This is a genomic window from Bradyrhizobium sp. USDA 4452, from assembly GCF_054063575.1.
Genome location: NZ_JBSSGK010000001.1, coordinates 3121733 through 3137672, shown reverse-complemented (window position 1 = coordinate 3137672; position 15940 = coordinate 3121733). Strand labels below are relative to the sequence as shown.

Here is a 15940-nt window from a genome sequence, read left to right as displayed (position 1 = left end):
ACAAGCTGAGCCATCATGATCGAGATCAATCACGTCAATAAATGGTACGGGCCGACCTTCCAGGTGCTGAAGGACTGCACCACCAGCGTCGCCAAGGGCGAGGTGGTGGTGGTCTGCGGCCCGTCCGGCTCGGGCAAGTCGACCCTGATCAAATGCGTCAACGCGCTGGAGCCGATCCAGGGCGGCGACATCACGCTCGACGGCGTCAAGGTCAACGATCCGAAGACCGACCTGCCCAAGCTGCGCTCCCGCGTCGGCATGGTGTTCCAGCATTTCGAGCTGTTCCCGCATCTGCGCATCATCGACAATCTCTGCCTCGCGCAGGAGAAGGTGCTGGGCCGCAAGCATGACGATGCCATGACCAAGGGCATGAAGCTGCTTGAGCGCGTCGGGCTGAAGGACCATGCCAAGAAGTTTCCCGCGGAATTGTCCGGCGGCCAGCAGCAGCGCGTCGCGATCGCACGTGCGCTGGCGATGGACCCTATCGCGATGCTGTTCGACGAACCGACCTCGGCGCTCGACCCGGAAATGATCAGCGAGGTGCTCGACGTCATGGTCGACCTCGCCCGCGAGGGCATGACCATGATGGTGGTGACCCACGAAATGGGCTTTGCCAACAAGGTCGCCGACCGCGTCATCTTCATGGACCGCGGCGAGATCGTCGAGGATGCCAAGAAGGCCGACTTCTTCGGAACGCCCCGCAGCGACCGCGCGCAGAAGTTTCTGTCGAAGATCTTGCAGCACTGAGAACGGGCGCGCCGGTCCTTCCAGGTCGTCGTTCCGGGGCGCGCCTCTTGGCGCGAGCCCGGAATGACGTCGGAGAGGGTTTTCCCCCGTTAACAATTTGCGTATACGAAGGCCTGAAACCCGCTTCGTCCGCAGGAGAACTCGCGTGGAAAAGATCGCTTACGTCAACGGCGCGTTCGTGCCGCATTCGGAGGCCAAGGTCTCGGTGTTCGACCGCGGATTCCTGTTCGCCGACGGCATCTACGAGGTGGCGGCGGTGCTCGAGGGCAAGCTGATCGACAACGCCTCGCACCTGGCGCGGCTGAAGCGCTCGGTCGGCGAGATCCAGCTCGCGCTCCCAGAGACGCTGGAGCGGATCGAGGAGATCCAGAAGGAGCTGGTCAAGCGCAACGACCTCGTCAACGGCATGGTCTATCTCGAGGTCACCCGCGGCGCCGACAAAGGGCGCGACTTCGCCTTTCCGAAGGCCGACGTCAAGCCGACGCTTGTGATGTTCACCTCGGAAAAGGACATCATCAACGCGCCGTCGGCCAAGACCGGCATCAACGTCATCACGGTGCCCGATATTCGCTGGGAGCGGCGCGACATCAAGAGCGTGGCGCTCCTGGCACAGGTGCTGGCCAAGCAGGCGGCGGCCGCGGCCGGCGCCGGCGAAGCCTGGATGATCGAGGACGGCAAGGTCACCGAGGGCGGCTCGTCCTCGTCCTTCATCGTCACCCAGGACGACGTGATCGTGACCCGGCAGAACGGCAACGAGATCCTGCCCGGCTGCACCCGCAAGGCCGTGGTCAAGCTCGCCGAGGAGCGCCAGTTGCGCATCGAGGAGCGCGCCTTCACGGTCGAGGAGGCGCTCGCCGCCAAGGAGGCCTTCATCACCAGCGCCTCGGTGTTCGTGCAGGGCGTGGTCGCGATCGACGGCAAGACCGTCGGCAGCGGCAAGGTCGGCCCGATCACCGACCGCCTGCGCGAGATCTATGTCGAGTTCGCCCGCGCGACGGCGGTTTAAGGCACTCGCGCCACGCTCCGCGCTGTCATCGTCCGGCTCGACCGGGCGATCCAGTATTCCAGAGGCCGCGGTGCTTGAGCCGAAGGGCCGCGGCGTACTGGATGCCCCGCACGAAGCGGGGCATGACAGCGGAGTAAATGGCGGACAGTATCATCCTCACGCCGCGACCTTCACCTTCACCGGATGCACCGCGCGGAAGCCGATCGCGATCCGGTTCCAGGCGTTGATGGCGCCGATCAGCGTGGTCAGGTTGACCAGCTCGCCGTCGGTGAACTGGGCGCGCACCGCCTCGTAGTCGGCGTCGGGTGCATGGGTCTCTGCAACCAGCGTCAGCGCTTCGGTCCAGGCCAGTGCCGCGCGCTCGCGCTCGCTATAGAGCGGCGACTCGCGCCAGGCGTCGAGCAGATAGAGCCGCTGTTCGGTCTCGCCATGCTTGCGCGCGTCTTCGGTGTGCATGTTGATGCAGTAGGCGCAGCCGTTGATCTGCGAGGCGCGGGTCTTGACCAACTCGATCAGCGATTGCTCGAGGCCGCTCGCCGTGATCTGGCTTTCGACCGCAACCAGCGCTTTGATCGTCTCGGGAGCAGCCTGGTAGAAATTCATGCGGGGTTTCATGGTCGTTCTCCTTGGTTATGGGGACAGTGAAAAGGGCTAGTGTGCGCCGCCGCCGCCAGCGAGCTGGCCCGGCTTCTTCAGGAACAGCGTCGCCACCAGCGCCACGATCAGCGCCGCGCCGAGCAGATAGAACGTGTCGCTGAAGGCGAGGATGTAGGCCTGCTTCTGCACGACCTTGCCGACCGCCGCGATCGCGCGGTGGGTCGCGTCGGCGTGATCGGAAACGCCGTGGTTCAGGAAATACTGGGTCAATCCCTCAATCCGGGTTCGGGTCGCCTGTTCCAGCATCGAGACTGACTGCATCAGCACGTTGGAGTGATACTGTTCGCGCTTGGTCAGCAGTGTCTGCAGCGCGGCAATGCCGATTGCGCCGCCGAGGTTGCGCATCATGTTGAACAACGCCGACGCCGATCCGGCATTCTCCGCCTCGATTCCGGCGGTCGCAACCGCCGACAGGGGCGCGAATGCCAGCGCCTGACCGACGGCACGGACGACGTTGGGCCAGAGCAGCTGATCGGCGGCATAGTCGTTGGTCATGTAGATGTTCATGAAGTTGGAGCCGGCGAACAGCGCAAATCCGATACCGATGACGATGCGGGGATCGAAGCGCTGCATCAGCTTCGGCACCAGCGGGATCAGCACGAGCTGCGGCAGTCCGGTCCATGCCAGCACCATGCCGATCTGCTCGGCATTGTAGCCCTGGATGCGCGACAGGTACTGCGGCAGGATGAACACCGAGCCATACAGCGCAATGCCCATCAGGAAGTTCGCCAGCATGCCGAAGCCGAAATTGCGGCGGGCGAGCAGGCGCAGATTGAGCAGCGGCTTCTCGACGGTGAATTCGACGATCAGGAAGGCTGTCAGCGCCACGGCCGCGATGACAGACAGGCGGACGATGAAGGGCGAACCGAACCAGTCGTCCTTGTTGCCCTCTTCCAGCACGGTCTGCAGCGCGGCGAGGCCGATCGCCATGGTGATGATGCCGAGCCAGTCGCCCTGGCGGATCAGCGACAGCTTCATCGGGCTCGGATCGAGCGAGACATACAGCATCGCGATCATCACGGCGCCCGGCACCAGATTGACATAGAAGATGTACTGCCAGCCCCAGTTCTCGGTGAGGTAGCCGCCGATGGTCGGGCCGATCGCCGGCGCGAATGTCGCCGACAGCGCGAACAGCGCCAGCCCGATCGGCTGCTTTGCCTTCGGCAGCAGCGTGATGATCAGCGTGAACGCCATCGGAATCAGCACGCCGCCAGTAAAGCCCTGCACGGCGCGCAGCGCGATCATCTGCGGCAGGTCCTGCGCCAGCGCGCAGGCCGCCGAGAACACCAGGAACAGGAACGCATTGGTGAGCAGATAGAGGCGCACCGAGAACACCCGGGCGAGCCAGCCGGACAGCGGGATCACCACGATCTCGGCGATCAGATAGGAGGTCGAGATCCAGCCGCCGTCATCGATGCCGGCGCCGATGCCGCCCTGGATGTCGGCAAGCGAGGCGTTGACGATCTGGATGTTGAGCACCGCCATGAAGGCGCCGAGCGTGGCGCCGACCACCGCGACCCAGGTCTTGGTCGGGATCGCCGGTGTCGCAGGCGCGGCGGGATTGGGAATGGGGACGGCGTTAGCTGTGGGCTGAAGTGTGGTCATCGGGGTCGTCCTTACTGACCCGTACAACATGTATTAGGCGGCCGGTTTCGATAATCCGGAAAGGAGTGGAAGGATTGTCCGGCACAGGTTGATAATCGGGATGCCTAGCCGCTCCGGCATTCGTGGGGCGGCCAGCATCTCGACACGATGGCTGGTCTCAGCCCTGTCGATAGGTGAGGCGAGCCGCTGGATTGGCTCCCTCTCCCCTTGCGGGGGACGGCGGGGAGAGGGGTGGCTCCGGGCGCTGACAGGCAGGGATCCAGGCAAGCCGCTTCAATCCTGCTGCACGCGTCACTCTCGAAAGCGTCTTCGCAAAGCAACAAGCTTCAGTGCGAGATCGCCCCTCTCCCCAACCCTCCCCCGCAAGGGGGGAGGGAGCCCTGCCGTCGGCGGCTGCGGCACGAAGGAGAAGCGAGCAGGATGGAGAATACAAAAACGCGATCGACCACCGTTGCGGTGATCCATCGCGTCAAGCCAGTTGAAGAAGTGCTTTGCGCTAACCGCCGTTTGCCCGCGCCGCCGAGGCCAGCCGCCGCTTCTCTTCCCGCTCGGCCAGCACCGTCGCCTTGGTGTTGACGGTCGGGATCGCCGACATGCCGGGCCGCAGCAGGCCGGTGAGGCTGTGATCGTCGAGCACGATCTTGACCGGCACGCGCTGCACGATCTTGGTGAAGTTGCCGGTGGCGTTGTCGGGCGGCAGCAGCGCGAATTCGAGGCCGCTGGCGGGCGACAGGCTGTCGACATGGCCCTTCAGCGTGGTGCCGTGAAAACTGTCGACGGTGAGCTCGACCGGCTGGCCGTTGCGCACATGCGTCAGCTGCGTCTCCTTGAAATTGGCGACCACATAGACCGCATCGAGCGGCACCACCGCCATCAGCTGCGTGCCGGCCTGCACATATTGCCCGACGCGGAGCGTGCGGGCGCCGACCGTGCCGTCGACCGGCGCAGTGATCCGTGCATAGGACAGGTTCAGCTCGGCCTGCTGCTCGACCGCACGGGCGCGGTCGGCCTGCGCGACAGCCTGGGCGCGCTGCGTGGTCAGCACATCGAGCTTGCGCTGCGCCGCCGACAGCGCCGACTTCGCGTGCTGCAACTGCGCCGTGTTGGAGCGCAGCGCCGCGTCGGTCTGTTGCGCGCGTTGAATGGTGCCGGAGCCGGACTTCATCAGCCCGTCGTAGCGGCTCTGCTCCTCCTGGGCGAATTTCAGATTGGCCTCGGCGGCGGTGACGTCGGCGATGCTCTGGTCGATGATCGGTTGCTGCAATTCGAGCTGGGCATCGAGGTTGCGCACCGAGGCATCGGCCGCGTTGACGTCGGCCTTGGCTTGGCCGAGCGCGGTGCGGTAGTCGCGGTCGTCGATCTCGGCCAGCAGCTGGCCGGCCTTCACCGGCTGGTTGTCGGTCACCAGCACGCGGGCGATGTAGCCCGACACTTTCGGCGCGATGATCGTGGAGTCCGCCTTCACATAGGCGTCGTCGGTCGATTCGAGATAGCGGCCGGTGGTGACGTAGTCGTAGCCAAAGTCGGCAGCGACGGCGATCCCGAGCATTGCGGCGAGCCCAAGCGCGACCCGCTTGACCGTCTGCCGGGATGGGTGGAGGCCGATTTTGGCAGATTCTTCAGTAACATAGGTCGTGGTCGACATGATCGTCTCCTGGCCGAACATTCGCGTCCTTCCAGAAAGGGCGCAGGCTGCACCCCTAGATGCAATGTCCTGCCCGCTGTGATAATCCCGATAAAACTGGAAGCATTATCAAGCCAGCGCTGATAATCCGGACCTTGTTACATGGATCGCCTGACCAGTCTGACCGCCTTCGTCCGGGTCGTGGATTCCGGCGGCTTTTCCGCGGCCGGCCGCAAGCTCAACATGTCCACGACGATGGTGAGCAACCACGTCCAGTCGCTGGAGGACCGGCTCGGTGCCCGGCTGCTCAACCGCACCACGCGCAAGGTCAGCCTCACCGAGGTCGGTCAGGCCTATTACGACCGCTGCGTCCAGATCCTCGCCGACATCGAGCAGGCCGACGAGGTCGCGGGCGCGCAGCAATCTGTGCCGCGCGGCACGCTGCGCATCTTCACCAACACCCATCTGGTCCAGTTCCTGTCATCGACGGTGGCCGAGTTCCTGGCCACTTATCCCGAGGTCAAGGTCGACCTGATGATCGGCGAACGCTCGGCCGACCTGATCGACGAGAATTTCGATCTCGCCGTGCAGATGATCCCGCCGCGCGATTCCGCGCTGATCGTGCGCCGCATCGCCACCTGGCGCCACGTGCTGTGCTGCTCGCACGACTACGTCGCGGCGCACGGCAAGCCGGAACAGCTCGCTGATCTCACGACCCGCAACTGCGTTCGCCATATCAACTACCCGTTCGGGGACGAGTGGCACTTCGTCGACCGCAAGGGCGCGCCGGCGGCGGTGAAGGTGACGGGCAATCTCGTCTCCAACAGCGGCGAGACGCTGAAGCTCGCGGCGCTCGCCGGCGTCGGCGTGTTCCTCGCGGCGGGCTTCCTGGTCCGGGACGAACTCGAATCCGGCAAGCTGGTCCGGCTGCTGCCCGAATACCGGCCGGTCGAGCTCACGATGAACGCGATCTACCCGCACCGCCATCATCTCTCGGCGAAGGTCCGCGTCTTCATCGACCTCCTGGTGCGTCACGCCACCGAGCAGCAGAAGCTGATCAATCCGTATTCGTGAGGCAGTGCAGCCGTCATCGCGAGGAGCGGAGCCACGAAGCAATCCATCCTCCCAGCACGCGAAATGATGGATTGCTTCGCCTCGCCCGCAATGACGATCTGCCTACGCTTCGCGGTATCATGACCGCCCGCCACCCCTTGCATGGCGTAGGCGTGTATGAAGGGCACGTCATTTGCCGGGGCCTGCCATGCCGCTTCGTGTCCTGACCGCCATTCTGTTCGCGCTTGCAGCAAGCGTTCTGCCGCACGCCCCCGTACATGCCTCTTATCCCGATCATATCGTGAAGATCGTGGTGCCGTTCGCGCCGGGCGGCGGCACCGATGTCGTGGCGCGCACGCTGGCGCAGGAGATGCAGAAGGATCTCGGCGTCAGCGTCATCATCGAGAACAAGCCGGGGGCGGGCACCATCCTCGGCACGCAAAGCGTCGCGGCGAGCCCACCCGACGGCTACACGCTGCTGATGGCGACCTTCGCCAACGCGGTCAATCCGAGCCTCACCAGCAAGCTGCCCTATGACGCGCACAAGGACTTTGCGCCCGTGGCGCTGGTGGCGCGCTCGTTCAACGTCGTCGTGGTCAATCCTTCCTCGCCGATCAAGTCGATCGCCGATCTGATCGCGGCCGCGAAGGCCGATCCGGAAAAACTGTCCTACGGGACCTATGGCACCGGCACCTCGGCGCATCTGGCCGGCGAATTGTTCAAGCATATGGCGGGTGTCAATCTTACCACCGTGCCCTACAAGGGCGCGGCGCCTGCCATCACCGATCTCTTGGGCGGCCAGATCCAGGTGATGTTCACGACGGTGGCCAGTTGCGCGTCGCTGGTCGAGGCCGGCCAGCTGCGTGCGATCGGGGTGACCTCGGCCGAGCGTTCGCCGTCCTTCCCGCAATTGCCGACGGTGTCGGAAGCCGGTGTGCCGGGCTATTCAGCGGAATCCTGGTACGGCCTTTACGCACCTGCGAACACGCCGCCCGAGATCATCGACCGCCTCAACAAATCCGCGGCCAAGGCCGTGCAGTCGGAAGCCTTCAGGAAGCTCAGCGTCAATGAGGGGCTCGTGATGGTGGCAAAGCCTCCGGCCGAGCTCGACCGCTACTTTGCCGGCGAGCAGGCGCGATGGCGCAGCCTGATCCAGGATGCCGGCATCAAGGCCGAATAGGCGGCATGCGTCAGGTGACGATCACAACTTTTTGCGTCGCATTGCCGTAACTGTGATTCTAGACGCAACGAAATGAGTTCCTGGATCGTTGAGGTCAGCGGAACTTCCCGCCTTGAGCTATTCAGCCCATTGAAGAGTAGGCCATGTGGATTCTGTTGCTGCTGCCGTTCATCGGCTTGCTGTGGGTGCCGTTCTATAATTTCGCCGAACCGTCGCTGTTCGGCTTTCCCTTCTTCTACTGGTACCAGCTCGCCTGGGTGCCGATCTCCTCGCTCTTGATCTGGCTGGTCTATCGCAGCCGGCAGCCTGATGCCGACGAGCAGCGGTGAGGGGACAGCCATGACCGATCATATCGCCTGGGTGGCGCTCTCCGTCTTCATCTTCTTCTTCGCCCTCGTCACCGTGATGGGCTTCCTCGCCGCGCGCTGGAAATCCGGCCCGGTCAGCGAGCATCTCGACGAATGGGGTCTCGGCGGCCGCCAGTTCGGTACCTGGATCACCTGGTTCCTGGTTGGCGGCGACTTCTATACCGCCTACACCGTGATCGCGGTGCCGGCGCTGGTCTACGCAGTCGGCGCCTACGGCTTCTTCGCGCTGCCCTACACCATCATCGTCTATCCCTTCGTATTCGCCGTGATGCCGGTGCTGTGGAAGAAGGCGCATGCCAACGGCTACGTCACCGCCGCTGATGTCGTCCACGGCGCCTATGGCTCGCGCGCGCTTGAGCTCGCCGTGGCGCTGACCGGCCTCGTCGCAACCATGCCCTATATCGCGCTGCAGCTGATCGGCATGGAGGTCGTGATCAAGGCGATGGGCCTCACTGGCGAGCTGCCGATCATCGCCGCCTTCGTGATCCTCGCGCTCTATACCTACAGCTCCGGTCTGCGTGCGCCGGCACTGATCGCCTTCGTCAAGGACATCATGATCTACATCGTGGTGCTGACGGCCGTGGTCGTGGTGCCGTCGAAGCTCGGCGGCTATGGCGCGGTGTTCTCGGCCGCCAACGACGCCTTCACGGCGAAGGGCGGCGCCACCGGACTGACGCTGAAGCCCGCGCAGTATCTGCCCTATGCGACGCTGGCGCTCGGCTCGGCGCTGGCCGCCTTCATGTATCCGCACACGTTGACCGGCATCTTCGCCTCGAAGTCGGCGGACACCATCCGCAAGAATGCGATCCTGCTGCCGGCCTATACGCTGCTGCTCGGTCTGATCGCGCTGCTCGGCTACATGGCCTATGCCGCAGGGATCAAGGTGACGTCGCCCAACGACGTGGTGCCGATGCTGTTCAAGACCCTGTTCCCGGAATGGTTCGCGGGCTTTGCGTTCTCGGCGATCGCGATCGGCGCGCTGGTGCCGGCCGCGGTGATGAGCATCGGCGCCGCCAACCTGTTCACCCGCAATGTCTGGAAGCACTACGTCAATCCGGGCATCTCGCATGCCGGTGAGGCCTCGGTGGCGAAGATCACCTCGCTGGTGGTGAAGGTCGGCGCCCTGGCCTTCATCCTGTTCCTGCCGACGCAATATGCGCTCGACCTGCAACTGCTCGGTGGTCTCTGGATCGTGCAGACGCTGCCGGCGCTGGTGTTCGGCCTGTTCACGCTTTGGTTCCGCGCCGAGGGTCTGCTGCTCGGCTGGGCGGTCGGCATCGGCTGGGGCACCTACACGGCGTGGAGCAACGGGCTGAAGCCGCTCGCCAGCATCTCGCTCGGCGACGCTACATACACCTTCTATGTCGGTCTTGGCGCGCTCCTGCTCAACATCGTGGTGGCGGTGATTGCGACCGTTGTGGTCGGCGTGATCTCACCCGCCAAGCGCGGTGCGGCGGCCTGAGCCGTCGTGCGTATCTGACGGGGCGGAGGTGAGAAGCGCGGTCAGCAGCGCCACCTCCACCTTGGTCTTCTCGATCGCGGCGTCCTTCACCGGCCCATAGCCGCGGATCTCCATCGGCGCCTTTGCGATGGCTGTGAGATCGCGCAGCCGCGCGGCATCGAGCTTGCCGAGCATGGTCTCGACCAGCGCCTCGTACCAGGTGATCAGCTCGCGCTCGGCGCGCCGCTCCGCGGTGTAGCCGAACACGTCGAATGGCGTGCCGCGCAGTCCCTTGAGACTCGCGAGCAGCCGCAGCGGCGCTTGGATCCATTGCCCGAACGCCCGCTTGCGCGGCCGGCCGCGCGCATCGCGCCGCGCTGGCAGGAAGGGCGGCGCAAGGTGGTACTGCACCGTGAAGTCGCCATCGAATGTGCGCCTGAGCTCGTCGAGGAAGCCCGACTGCATATGCAGCCGCGCCACCTCATATTCGTCCTTGTACGCCATCAGCTTGAACAGCGACCGCGCCACGGCGTCGGTCAATGTCTCGCTGCCGAGCGCCGCTTCGGCGCGGCGGACGCGATCGACCGTGGCGCGGTAGCGCGCGGCATAGGCCGCGTCCTGATAGCCAGTGAGGAAATCGGCGCGCCGCTCGATCTTCTGCTCCAGCGTCTCCGGTGCGCCGGCTGCACCGTCGGCCTTCGGCAAAAACTCCGGATCGGCAAACGCAATCCGGCCCCAGGCCAGCGCCTGCTTGTTGCGCTCCACCGCGACGCCGTTCAGTTCGATCGCGCGCGTCAGCCCCTCCAGCGACACCGGCACGAGGCCCTGCTGCCAGGCGAAGCCGAGCATCATGATGTTGGCATAGACGCTGTCGCCGAGCAGCCGCTCGGCCAGCGCGTTGGCGTCGATGGTGGTGAGGTTGCCCGGCCCGATCACCCGCTCGATGGCGCGCAGGCGAGCCGGCGAGGCGAGGTCGGCGTCGCGGAAGCGCACCACATCGCCGGTCGGCATCTCCGCGAGGTTGACCGCGGCGCGCATCCCCTTGCGGTAGGTGCCGGAGGCCTTGGCCGACGAGCTCACCACGAGATCGCAGCCGATCAGCGCATCCGCGGCCCCCTGGTCGATCCGCACCTGGTGCAGCGCTTCGGGCAGAGCCGCCAGCCGCAGGAAACTCAGCACCGGGCCGAACTTCTGCGCGAAGCCGGTGAAGTCGAGCACCGAAACGCCGCGGCCCTCGAGATGTGCGGCCATCGCGACCAGCGCGCCGACCGTGATGACGCCGGTGCCGCCGACGCCGGTCACCAGCAGATCGTAGGGCTTGTCCAGCGGCGCGAGTTCCGGCGCCGGCAGTGCCGCGGCGCGCGCCAGCGGATCGATCATGCTCGCATTCTTCGCCCGCCGCTTGCCGCCCTCGATCGTCACAAAACTCGGGCAGAAGCCGTTGAGGCAGGAAAAATCCGTGTTGCAGGTCGAGAGGTTGATCTTGCGCTTGCGGCCGAACGGCGTCTCTTTCGGCTCGACGCTGAGGCAGTTGGATTCCACCGAACAGTCGCCGCAGCCCTCGCAGACGAGATCGTTGATATAGGCGAAGCGCGCCGGGTCTGCGATCGTGCCGCGCTTGCGCCGCCGGCGTTTTTCTGTGGCGCAGGTCTGCTGATAGATCAGCACGGTGACGCCTGATATCGCACGCAGCTCGCGCTGCACGGCGTCCATCTCCTCGCGCGGGTGGATGGTGACGCCGACGGGCAAATCCGCCGGCGAGAAATGCTTTGGCTCATCCGACACCAGCGCAATGCGCGCGACGCCTTCAGCGCGGACGGAGTGCGCGATCGCCTGTACGCTGACCGGGCCGTCGACCGGCTGGCCGCCGGTCATCGCCACCGCATCGTTGAACAGGATCTTGTAGGTGATGTTGGCCTTCGCTGCGATCGCCTGGCGGATCGCCATCGAGCCGGAGTGATAATAGGTACCCTCGCCGAGATTCTGGAATACATGGCTATTGCCGGTGAATCTCGACGATGCCGCCCAGTTGACGCCTTCGCCGCCCATCTGGATCAGCGACGAGGTCTCGCGGTCCATCCAGCTCGCCATGAAATGGCAGCCGATGCCGGCCAGCGCCTTGGATCCCTCGGGCACCTTGGTCGAGGTGTTGTGCGGGCAGCCCGAGCAGAAATACGGCGTGCGCGCGGCACCGGGCACTGCAATCGTGCGATCCTGCTCCGGCCTGAGCGCAGCGACGCTGCGAGCGAGCTGCAATTCCGGAAACATCGGATCGAGCCGCCGTGCCAGCACGTCGGCCAGCATGCGCGGCGACAATTCGCCGGTCCAGGAGATCAGCCGCGCGCCGCTCTCGTCATGCTTGCCGACCATCCGCTCCGGCTTGGCGCCGGGATAGTCGTAGAAATATTCCTTGAACTGGCTTTCGATGATGCCGCGCTTCTCCTCGACCACGAGAATCTCGCGCTTGCCCTTCACGAACTCCATCGCGTCGTGCAGTGCGAGCGGCCACACCATACCGACCTTGTAGATGTCGATGCCGAAGCGGCGGCAGGTAGCCTCATCGAGGCCAATCAGCCGCAGCGCCTCCATCAGATCAAGATGCGCCTTTCCTGTCGTGACGATGCCGTAGGTCGCATCCCTGACGTTGTAGATGCGGCGGTCAATCGGATTGGCTTTTGCGAAGGCGTAGACCGCGTGCTTCTTGGCCTCCAGCCGCTCCTCGATCTGCGGGCCCGGCAGATCCGGCCAACGATAGTGCAGGCCACCGGGCGGCGGCGAAAAGTCCGGTTGGATGAAGCGCCGCGGGGCAGGCAGTTCGACCGAAGCGCCGGATTCGACGATCTCCGAGATCGCCTTGAAGCCGACCCACATGCCCGAGAATCGACTGAGCGCATAGCCGTATTCGCCGAACGCGAGATATTCACCGACATCGGCCGGATGCAGCGTCGGCATGAACCAGCTCATGAATGCGACGTCGGACTGGTGCGGCATCGACGACGAGACGCAGCCATGGTCGTCGCCGGCCACGACCAGCACGCCGCCATGCGGCGAGGAGCCATAGGCATTGCCGTGCTTGAGCGCATCGCCGGAGCGATCGACGCCGGGGCCTTTGCCGTACCACAGCCCGAACACACCATCGACCTCGCGATCCCGTTGCGTCTCGACCTGCTGCGAGCCGAGCACGGCGGTGGCGGCAAGGTCCTCGTTGACCGCGGGGAGGAATTCGATCCGGCTCTCCTTCAGCAGATCGCCGATCTTCCACAATTCGAGATCGACGCCGCCGAGCGGTGAGCCGCGATAGCCGGAGATGAAGCCCGCGGTGTTGAGGCCGCTCGCACGGTCGCGCCTGATCTGATCGAGCGCGATGCGCACGATCGCCTGCGTGCCGGTGAGGAAGACGCGGCCGTATTCCCTGCTGTAGCGCTCGGAGAGCTGGTAGGCGTCGAGCAGCGGCGTCTGGCCCATGACTGACCCCTCCGGGAATCGCGATGTCTGATGGGGCAAGGCTACGCCCGAGAAGTTGGTAGGTCTTACCTATCTATTCAGATGACAATCCATAATCGGTAGAAAATTGCTGTGAGTCTCATAATTTGGTAGAAAGTACCAAATCGGAGCCGCATGATGGTCGAAGAGCAGGACGAAAAAATCCTCGCCGAACTGCAGAAGGACGGCCGCGCCACCAACCAGCAGCTTGCGGAAACCGTCGGGATGTCGACCTCGGCGTGCTGGCGGCGGGTCCGCGCGCTGGAAGAGGCCGGCGTCATCTCGGGCTATTCGGCGCTGGTCCCGCGCGAGCGCGCAGGCTTTGCGACCTCGGCGATCCTGCACGTCTCGCTGGAGCGCCACGACGTCAAATTCGTCGACGAGTTCGTTGCGCGGGTGATGCAGCGCCGCGAGGTGCTGGAATGCTTCGCGACGACAGGCGATGCCGACTACCATCTGCGCGTCGTCGTGCGCGACATGGACGCCTACAACAGATTCCTCGACGAGTTCATGTTCCGCATTCCCGGTATCCGCCATGTCCGGACCAACGTGATCCTGAAGGAGATCAAGACCGGCGTGGCGCTGCCGTTCTAGTTCGTCATTCCGGGGCGTGCGAAGCACGAGCCCGGAATCCATTCCACTACATGCTATGCGGCTTGATGGATTCCGGGTTCTCGCTTCGCGAGCCCCGGAATGACGAGAGGGCGCTACGCTTCCGCCCACTTGGTCCGCATCAGGATCATGAACACCATGACATGACTGACCAGCAGCAGCGGCACGTAGAGCGCCGGAATATAGATGCCGGCGCCGAACAGGCCGGGATCCGCATTCTTCGTCGCGCCCATGAAGTAGGCGTTGAGAAGATCCAGCGTGCCCCAGATGTTGAACAACCAGACGATCGGAATCGCCATTAGCCAGCGCCACGACAGTGCCGCCATCGCGAGCAGCGCGAGCGCCGCGGCGGTCAGATCGCCCCAACCGACGGCGCTGGCAAACAGCGGGTTCACCTCAGGCGATACGAAGCCCGTGACCATGAAGTTCATCCCGAGGAATCGGAAGGCATGAAACGCCGCAAGCAGCCGGAGCGCCTCATGGCGCGGCCAGGTGCGGAGCGCCGGCCAGACATAGGTGGCGGCCACCACCGTACTCGCCAGAAATGCTCCGGCGACGCTGAGCAGGAATGGAATGTTGAGACTGATTGGCACGGTCGGCTCCTGTCTGACTGGCGATCCGGCCGGACCCGGCGATCGGGGTCCGTCCTCGGCGAGGCACTCGGGGTTCGACTCTTAGGGCTTGGCGAGCAGCAGGCGCAGCGGCAGCAGCGGGCCGACCGCGATGTAGTCGTGGTCCATGATGTCCAGCTTGGACAACGGCAACCCCTCCATGATCGCGTGCGCCTCGGATGTATCCCTGGCATCGAGCAGGAAGACGACGCCGCGGCCGTCGGATCGCGAATACCATTCGCGCACCTTGCCGTTGAGATAGAGCTGCACGGTCTGCCGGATCTCATCGGGCATCACGGCCATCACCTGTTCGCGGGTGACGCCGGCCTTGACGGTCAGGATCACCATCACGCCGGTGGTGATGGTGGAGGGGACTTCTGCCTGTGTTTGGGCCTGAGCAAGAGAGGGAGCGGTCATGGAGGTTAGGCCTGTCGAAGTGAGGGTGAGGGCAAGCAAGGTGTGACGGATCGTTTTCATCGGTCGCAGGTCTCCGTTCACGACTGTCGTGGTGATGTCGCGTGGAGCACCGCGCGTCGCGGTGCTGCTGCCTGTGGCTCCGATGTAGGGCGGCTTCCCGCGGGCGACTATTCGCGATAATGTTGACAGGCCATGAAGCAGAACTTCACAGTCAGGCAGGGCGCGCTCGATGGCGTCGAGGCGTTCCTCAGCGTCGCGGCGCACCGCAGTTTTCGCCGCGCGGCCACCGAGCTCGGCGTCACGCCATCGGCGATCAGCCAGGCGGTGCGCGCGCTCGAGGCGCGGGTCGGCGCCCTGCTGTTCATCCGCACCACCCGCAGCGTCGGAATGACCGAGGCGGGCGAACGATTCCTGGCGCGCGCAAGGCCTGCGTTCGAGGAGTTGGTTGCCGCGAGCGGGGCCGCGCGCGAACTCGGGCAGAAACCGGCCGGGCTGTTGCGCCTGACCGTGCCGCGCTCGGTGGTGCCGATCCTGCTGGAGCCGCTGATCGCCTCGTTCTGCAAAGCGTATCCCGAGATCGAGGTCGAACTCGCCGCAAGCGAAGAGCTGGTCGACCTCGCGGCCGGCGGCTTCGATGCCGGCATCAGGATGGGCCAGTTCATCAACCCGGACATGGTCGCGGTCCGCCTGACCAGGCCGTTCCCGTTCGCGATCGTTGGCAGTCCGGACTATCTCGCGCACCGCGGCCGCCCCAAGCGCCCGGACGATTTACGCGGGCACGCCTGCCTCAGGCTGCGGCGATCGAACGGCGGGCTCGCGCCGTGGTCGCTGAACGACAACGGCCGTTCGATCGAGCTCGCCGTCTCGGGCTCCTTCATCGGTCACGACTTCCCGACGCTGGTCGGCGCGGCCATCGAGGGCGTGGGCCTCGCGCAAGTCCCCGCACCGCTGATATCAGGCGCCGTGAAAGAGAAGAAGCTGGTCCGCGTGCTCGATACCTTCGCGCCGACCACGCCCGGAGTGTTTCTCTACTATCCCGGCCACCGTCAGATCCTTCCGAAGCTGCGGGCCTTCATCGACCACGTGAAGAGCAGATCGGCGGCGGCGCGCTGACGGGTTTAGGACACCGCGGCGTG

The 15940-nt window shown here is 64.9% G+C and carries 14 protein-coding genes; 8 read left to right on the top strand and 6 right to left on the bottom strand.

The window, feature by feature from the left end:
* The first annotated feature begins 15 nt into the window (after window positions 1-15).
* Window positions 16-747 (top strand): amino acid ABC transporter ATP-binding protein, encoded by a 732-nt coding sequence (locus ACVISU_RS15080; protein WP_050405686.1) that lies wholly within the window; start codon window positions 16-18, stop codon window positions 745-747.
* Between the two features lie 145 nt (window positions 748-892).
* Window positions 893-1753 (top strand): D-amino-acid transaminase, encoded by an 861-nt coding sequence (locus tag ACVISU_RS15075; protein WP_063695293.1) that lies wholly within the window; start codon window positions 893-895, stop codon window positions 1751-1753.
* A 156-nt stretch (window positions 1754-1909) separates the two neighbouring features.
* Here ACVISU_RS15075 and ACVISU_RS15070 read toward each other — a convergent pair whose 3' ends face one another.
* The 3 genes from ACVISU_RS15070 to ACVISU_RS15060 form a co-directional block, all read right to left on the bottom strand.
* Window positions 1910-2368, bottom strand: coding sequence for a carboxymuconolactone decarboxylase family protein (locus tag ACVISU_RS15070; RefSeq protein WP_063695294.1), 459 nt, complete (start codon window positions 2366-2368; stop codon window positions 1910-1912).
* Window positions 2369-2404: 36 nt separating this feature from the next.
* Window positions 2405-4015: an MDR family MFS transporter gene (locus ACVISU_RS15065; protein ID WP_456707449.1), complete on the bottom strand. Its 1611-nt coding sequence runs from the start codon at window positions 4013-4015 to the stop codon at window positions 2405-2407.
* A 496-nt stretch (window positions 4016-4511) separates the two neighbouring features.
* Window positions 4512-5660, bottom strand: coding sequence for an HlyD family secretion protein (locus ACVISU_RS15060; RefSeq protein WP_456707448.1), 1149 nt, complete (start codon window positions 5658-5660; stop codon window positions 4512-4514).
* 141 nt (window positions 5661-5801) lie between these two features.
* On the opposite strand from ACVISU_RS15060, the gene ACVISU_RS15055 reads away from it, so the two are divergent.
* The 4 genes from ACVISU_RS15055 (at window position 5802) to mctP (ending at window position 9702) form a co-directional block, all read left to right on the top strand.
* Entirely contained in the window at window positions 5802-6713 is a 912-nt protein-coding gene (locus ACVISU_RS15055; RefSeq protein ID WP_456707447.1) for a LysR family transcriptional regulator, read from the top strand.
* A 187-nt stretch (window positions 6714-6900) separates the two neighbouring features.
* Window positions 6901-7872, top strand: a complete 972-nt coding sequence (locus ACVISU_RS15050) for a Bug family tripartite tricarboxylate transporter substrate binding protein (RefSeq protein WP_456707446.1) — start codon at window positions 6901-6903, stop codon at window positions 7870-7872.
* A 143-nt stretch (window positions 7873-8015) separates the two neighbouring features.
* Window positions 8016-8201: a DUF3311 domain-containing protein gene (locus tag ACVISU_RS15045; RefSeq protein ID WP_024581224.1), complete on the top strand. Its 186-nt coding sequence runs from the start codon at window positions 8016-8018 to the stop codon at window positions 8199-8201.
* A 10-nt stretch (window positions 8202-8211) separates the two neighbouring features.
* Window positions 8212-9702, top strand: a complete 1491-nt coding sequence (mctP, locus tag ACVISU_RS15040) for a monocarboxylate uptake permease MctP (protein ID WP_456707445.1) — start codon at window positions 8212-8214, stop codon at window positions 9700-9702.
* Here mctP and ACVISU_RS15035 read toward each other — a convergent pair.
* The gene (locus ACVISU_RS15035; RefSeq protein ID WP_456707444.1) at window positions 9673-13146 is read right to left on the bottom strand and encodes an indolepyruvate ferredoxin oxidoreductase family protein; all 3474 of its coding nucleotides are present in this window, start codon (window positions 13144-13146) and stop codon (window positions 9673-9675) included. The two genes, mctP and ACVISU_RS15035, sit on opposite strands and share 30 nt — an antisense overlap.
* A 156-nt stretch (window positions 13147-13302) precedes the next feature.
* Here ACVISU_RS15035 and ACVISU_RS15030 point away from each other — a divergent pair, with 156 nt between their 5' ends.
* Window positions 13303-13758, top strand: a complete 456-nt coding sequence (locus ACVISU_RS15030) for an Lrp/AsnC family transcriptional regulator (protein WP_456707443.1) — start codon at window positions 13303-13305, stop codon at window positions 13756-13758.
* A 113-nt stretch (window positions 13759-13871) separates the two neighbouring features.
* Here ACVISU_RS15030 and ACVISU_RS15025 read toward each other — a convergent pair whose 3' ends face one another.
* Together ACVISU_RS15025 and ACVISU_RS15020 are read right to left on the bottom strand one after the other, a co-directional pair.
* Window positions 13872-14369, bottom strand: coding sequence for a hypothetical protein (locus ACVISU_RS15025; RefSeq protein WP_456707442.1), 498 nt, complete (start codon window positions 14367-14369; stop codon window positions 13872-13874).
* Between the two features lie 81 nt (window positions 14370-14450).
* Window positions 14451-14804, bottom strand: coding sequence for a hypothetical protein (locus ACVISU_RS15020; RefSeq protein ID WP_456707441.1), 354 nt, complete (start codon window positions 14802-14804; stop codon window positions 14451-14453).
* A 192-nt stretch (window positions 14805-14996) separates the two neighbouring features.
* Here ACVISU_RS15020 and ACVISU_RS15015 point away from each other — a divergent pair, with 192 nt between their 5' ends.
* A complete protein-coding gene (locus ACVISU_RS15015; RefSeq protein ID WP_456707440.1) occupies window positions 14997-15917 on the top strand; it encodes a LysR family transcriptional regulator in 921 nt (306 codons plus the stop codon).
* Window positions 15918-15940 lie beyond the last annotated feature (23 nt).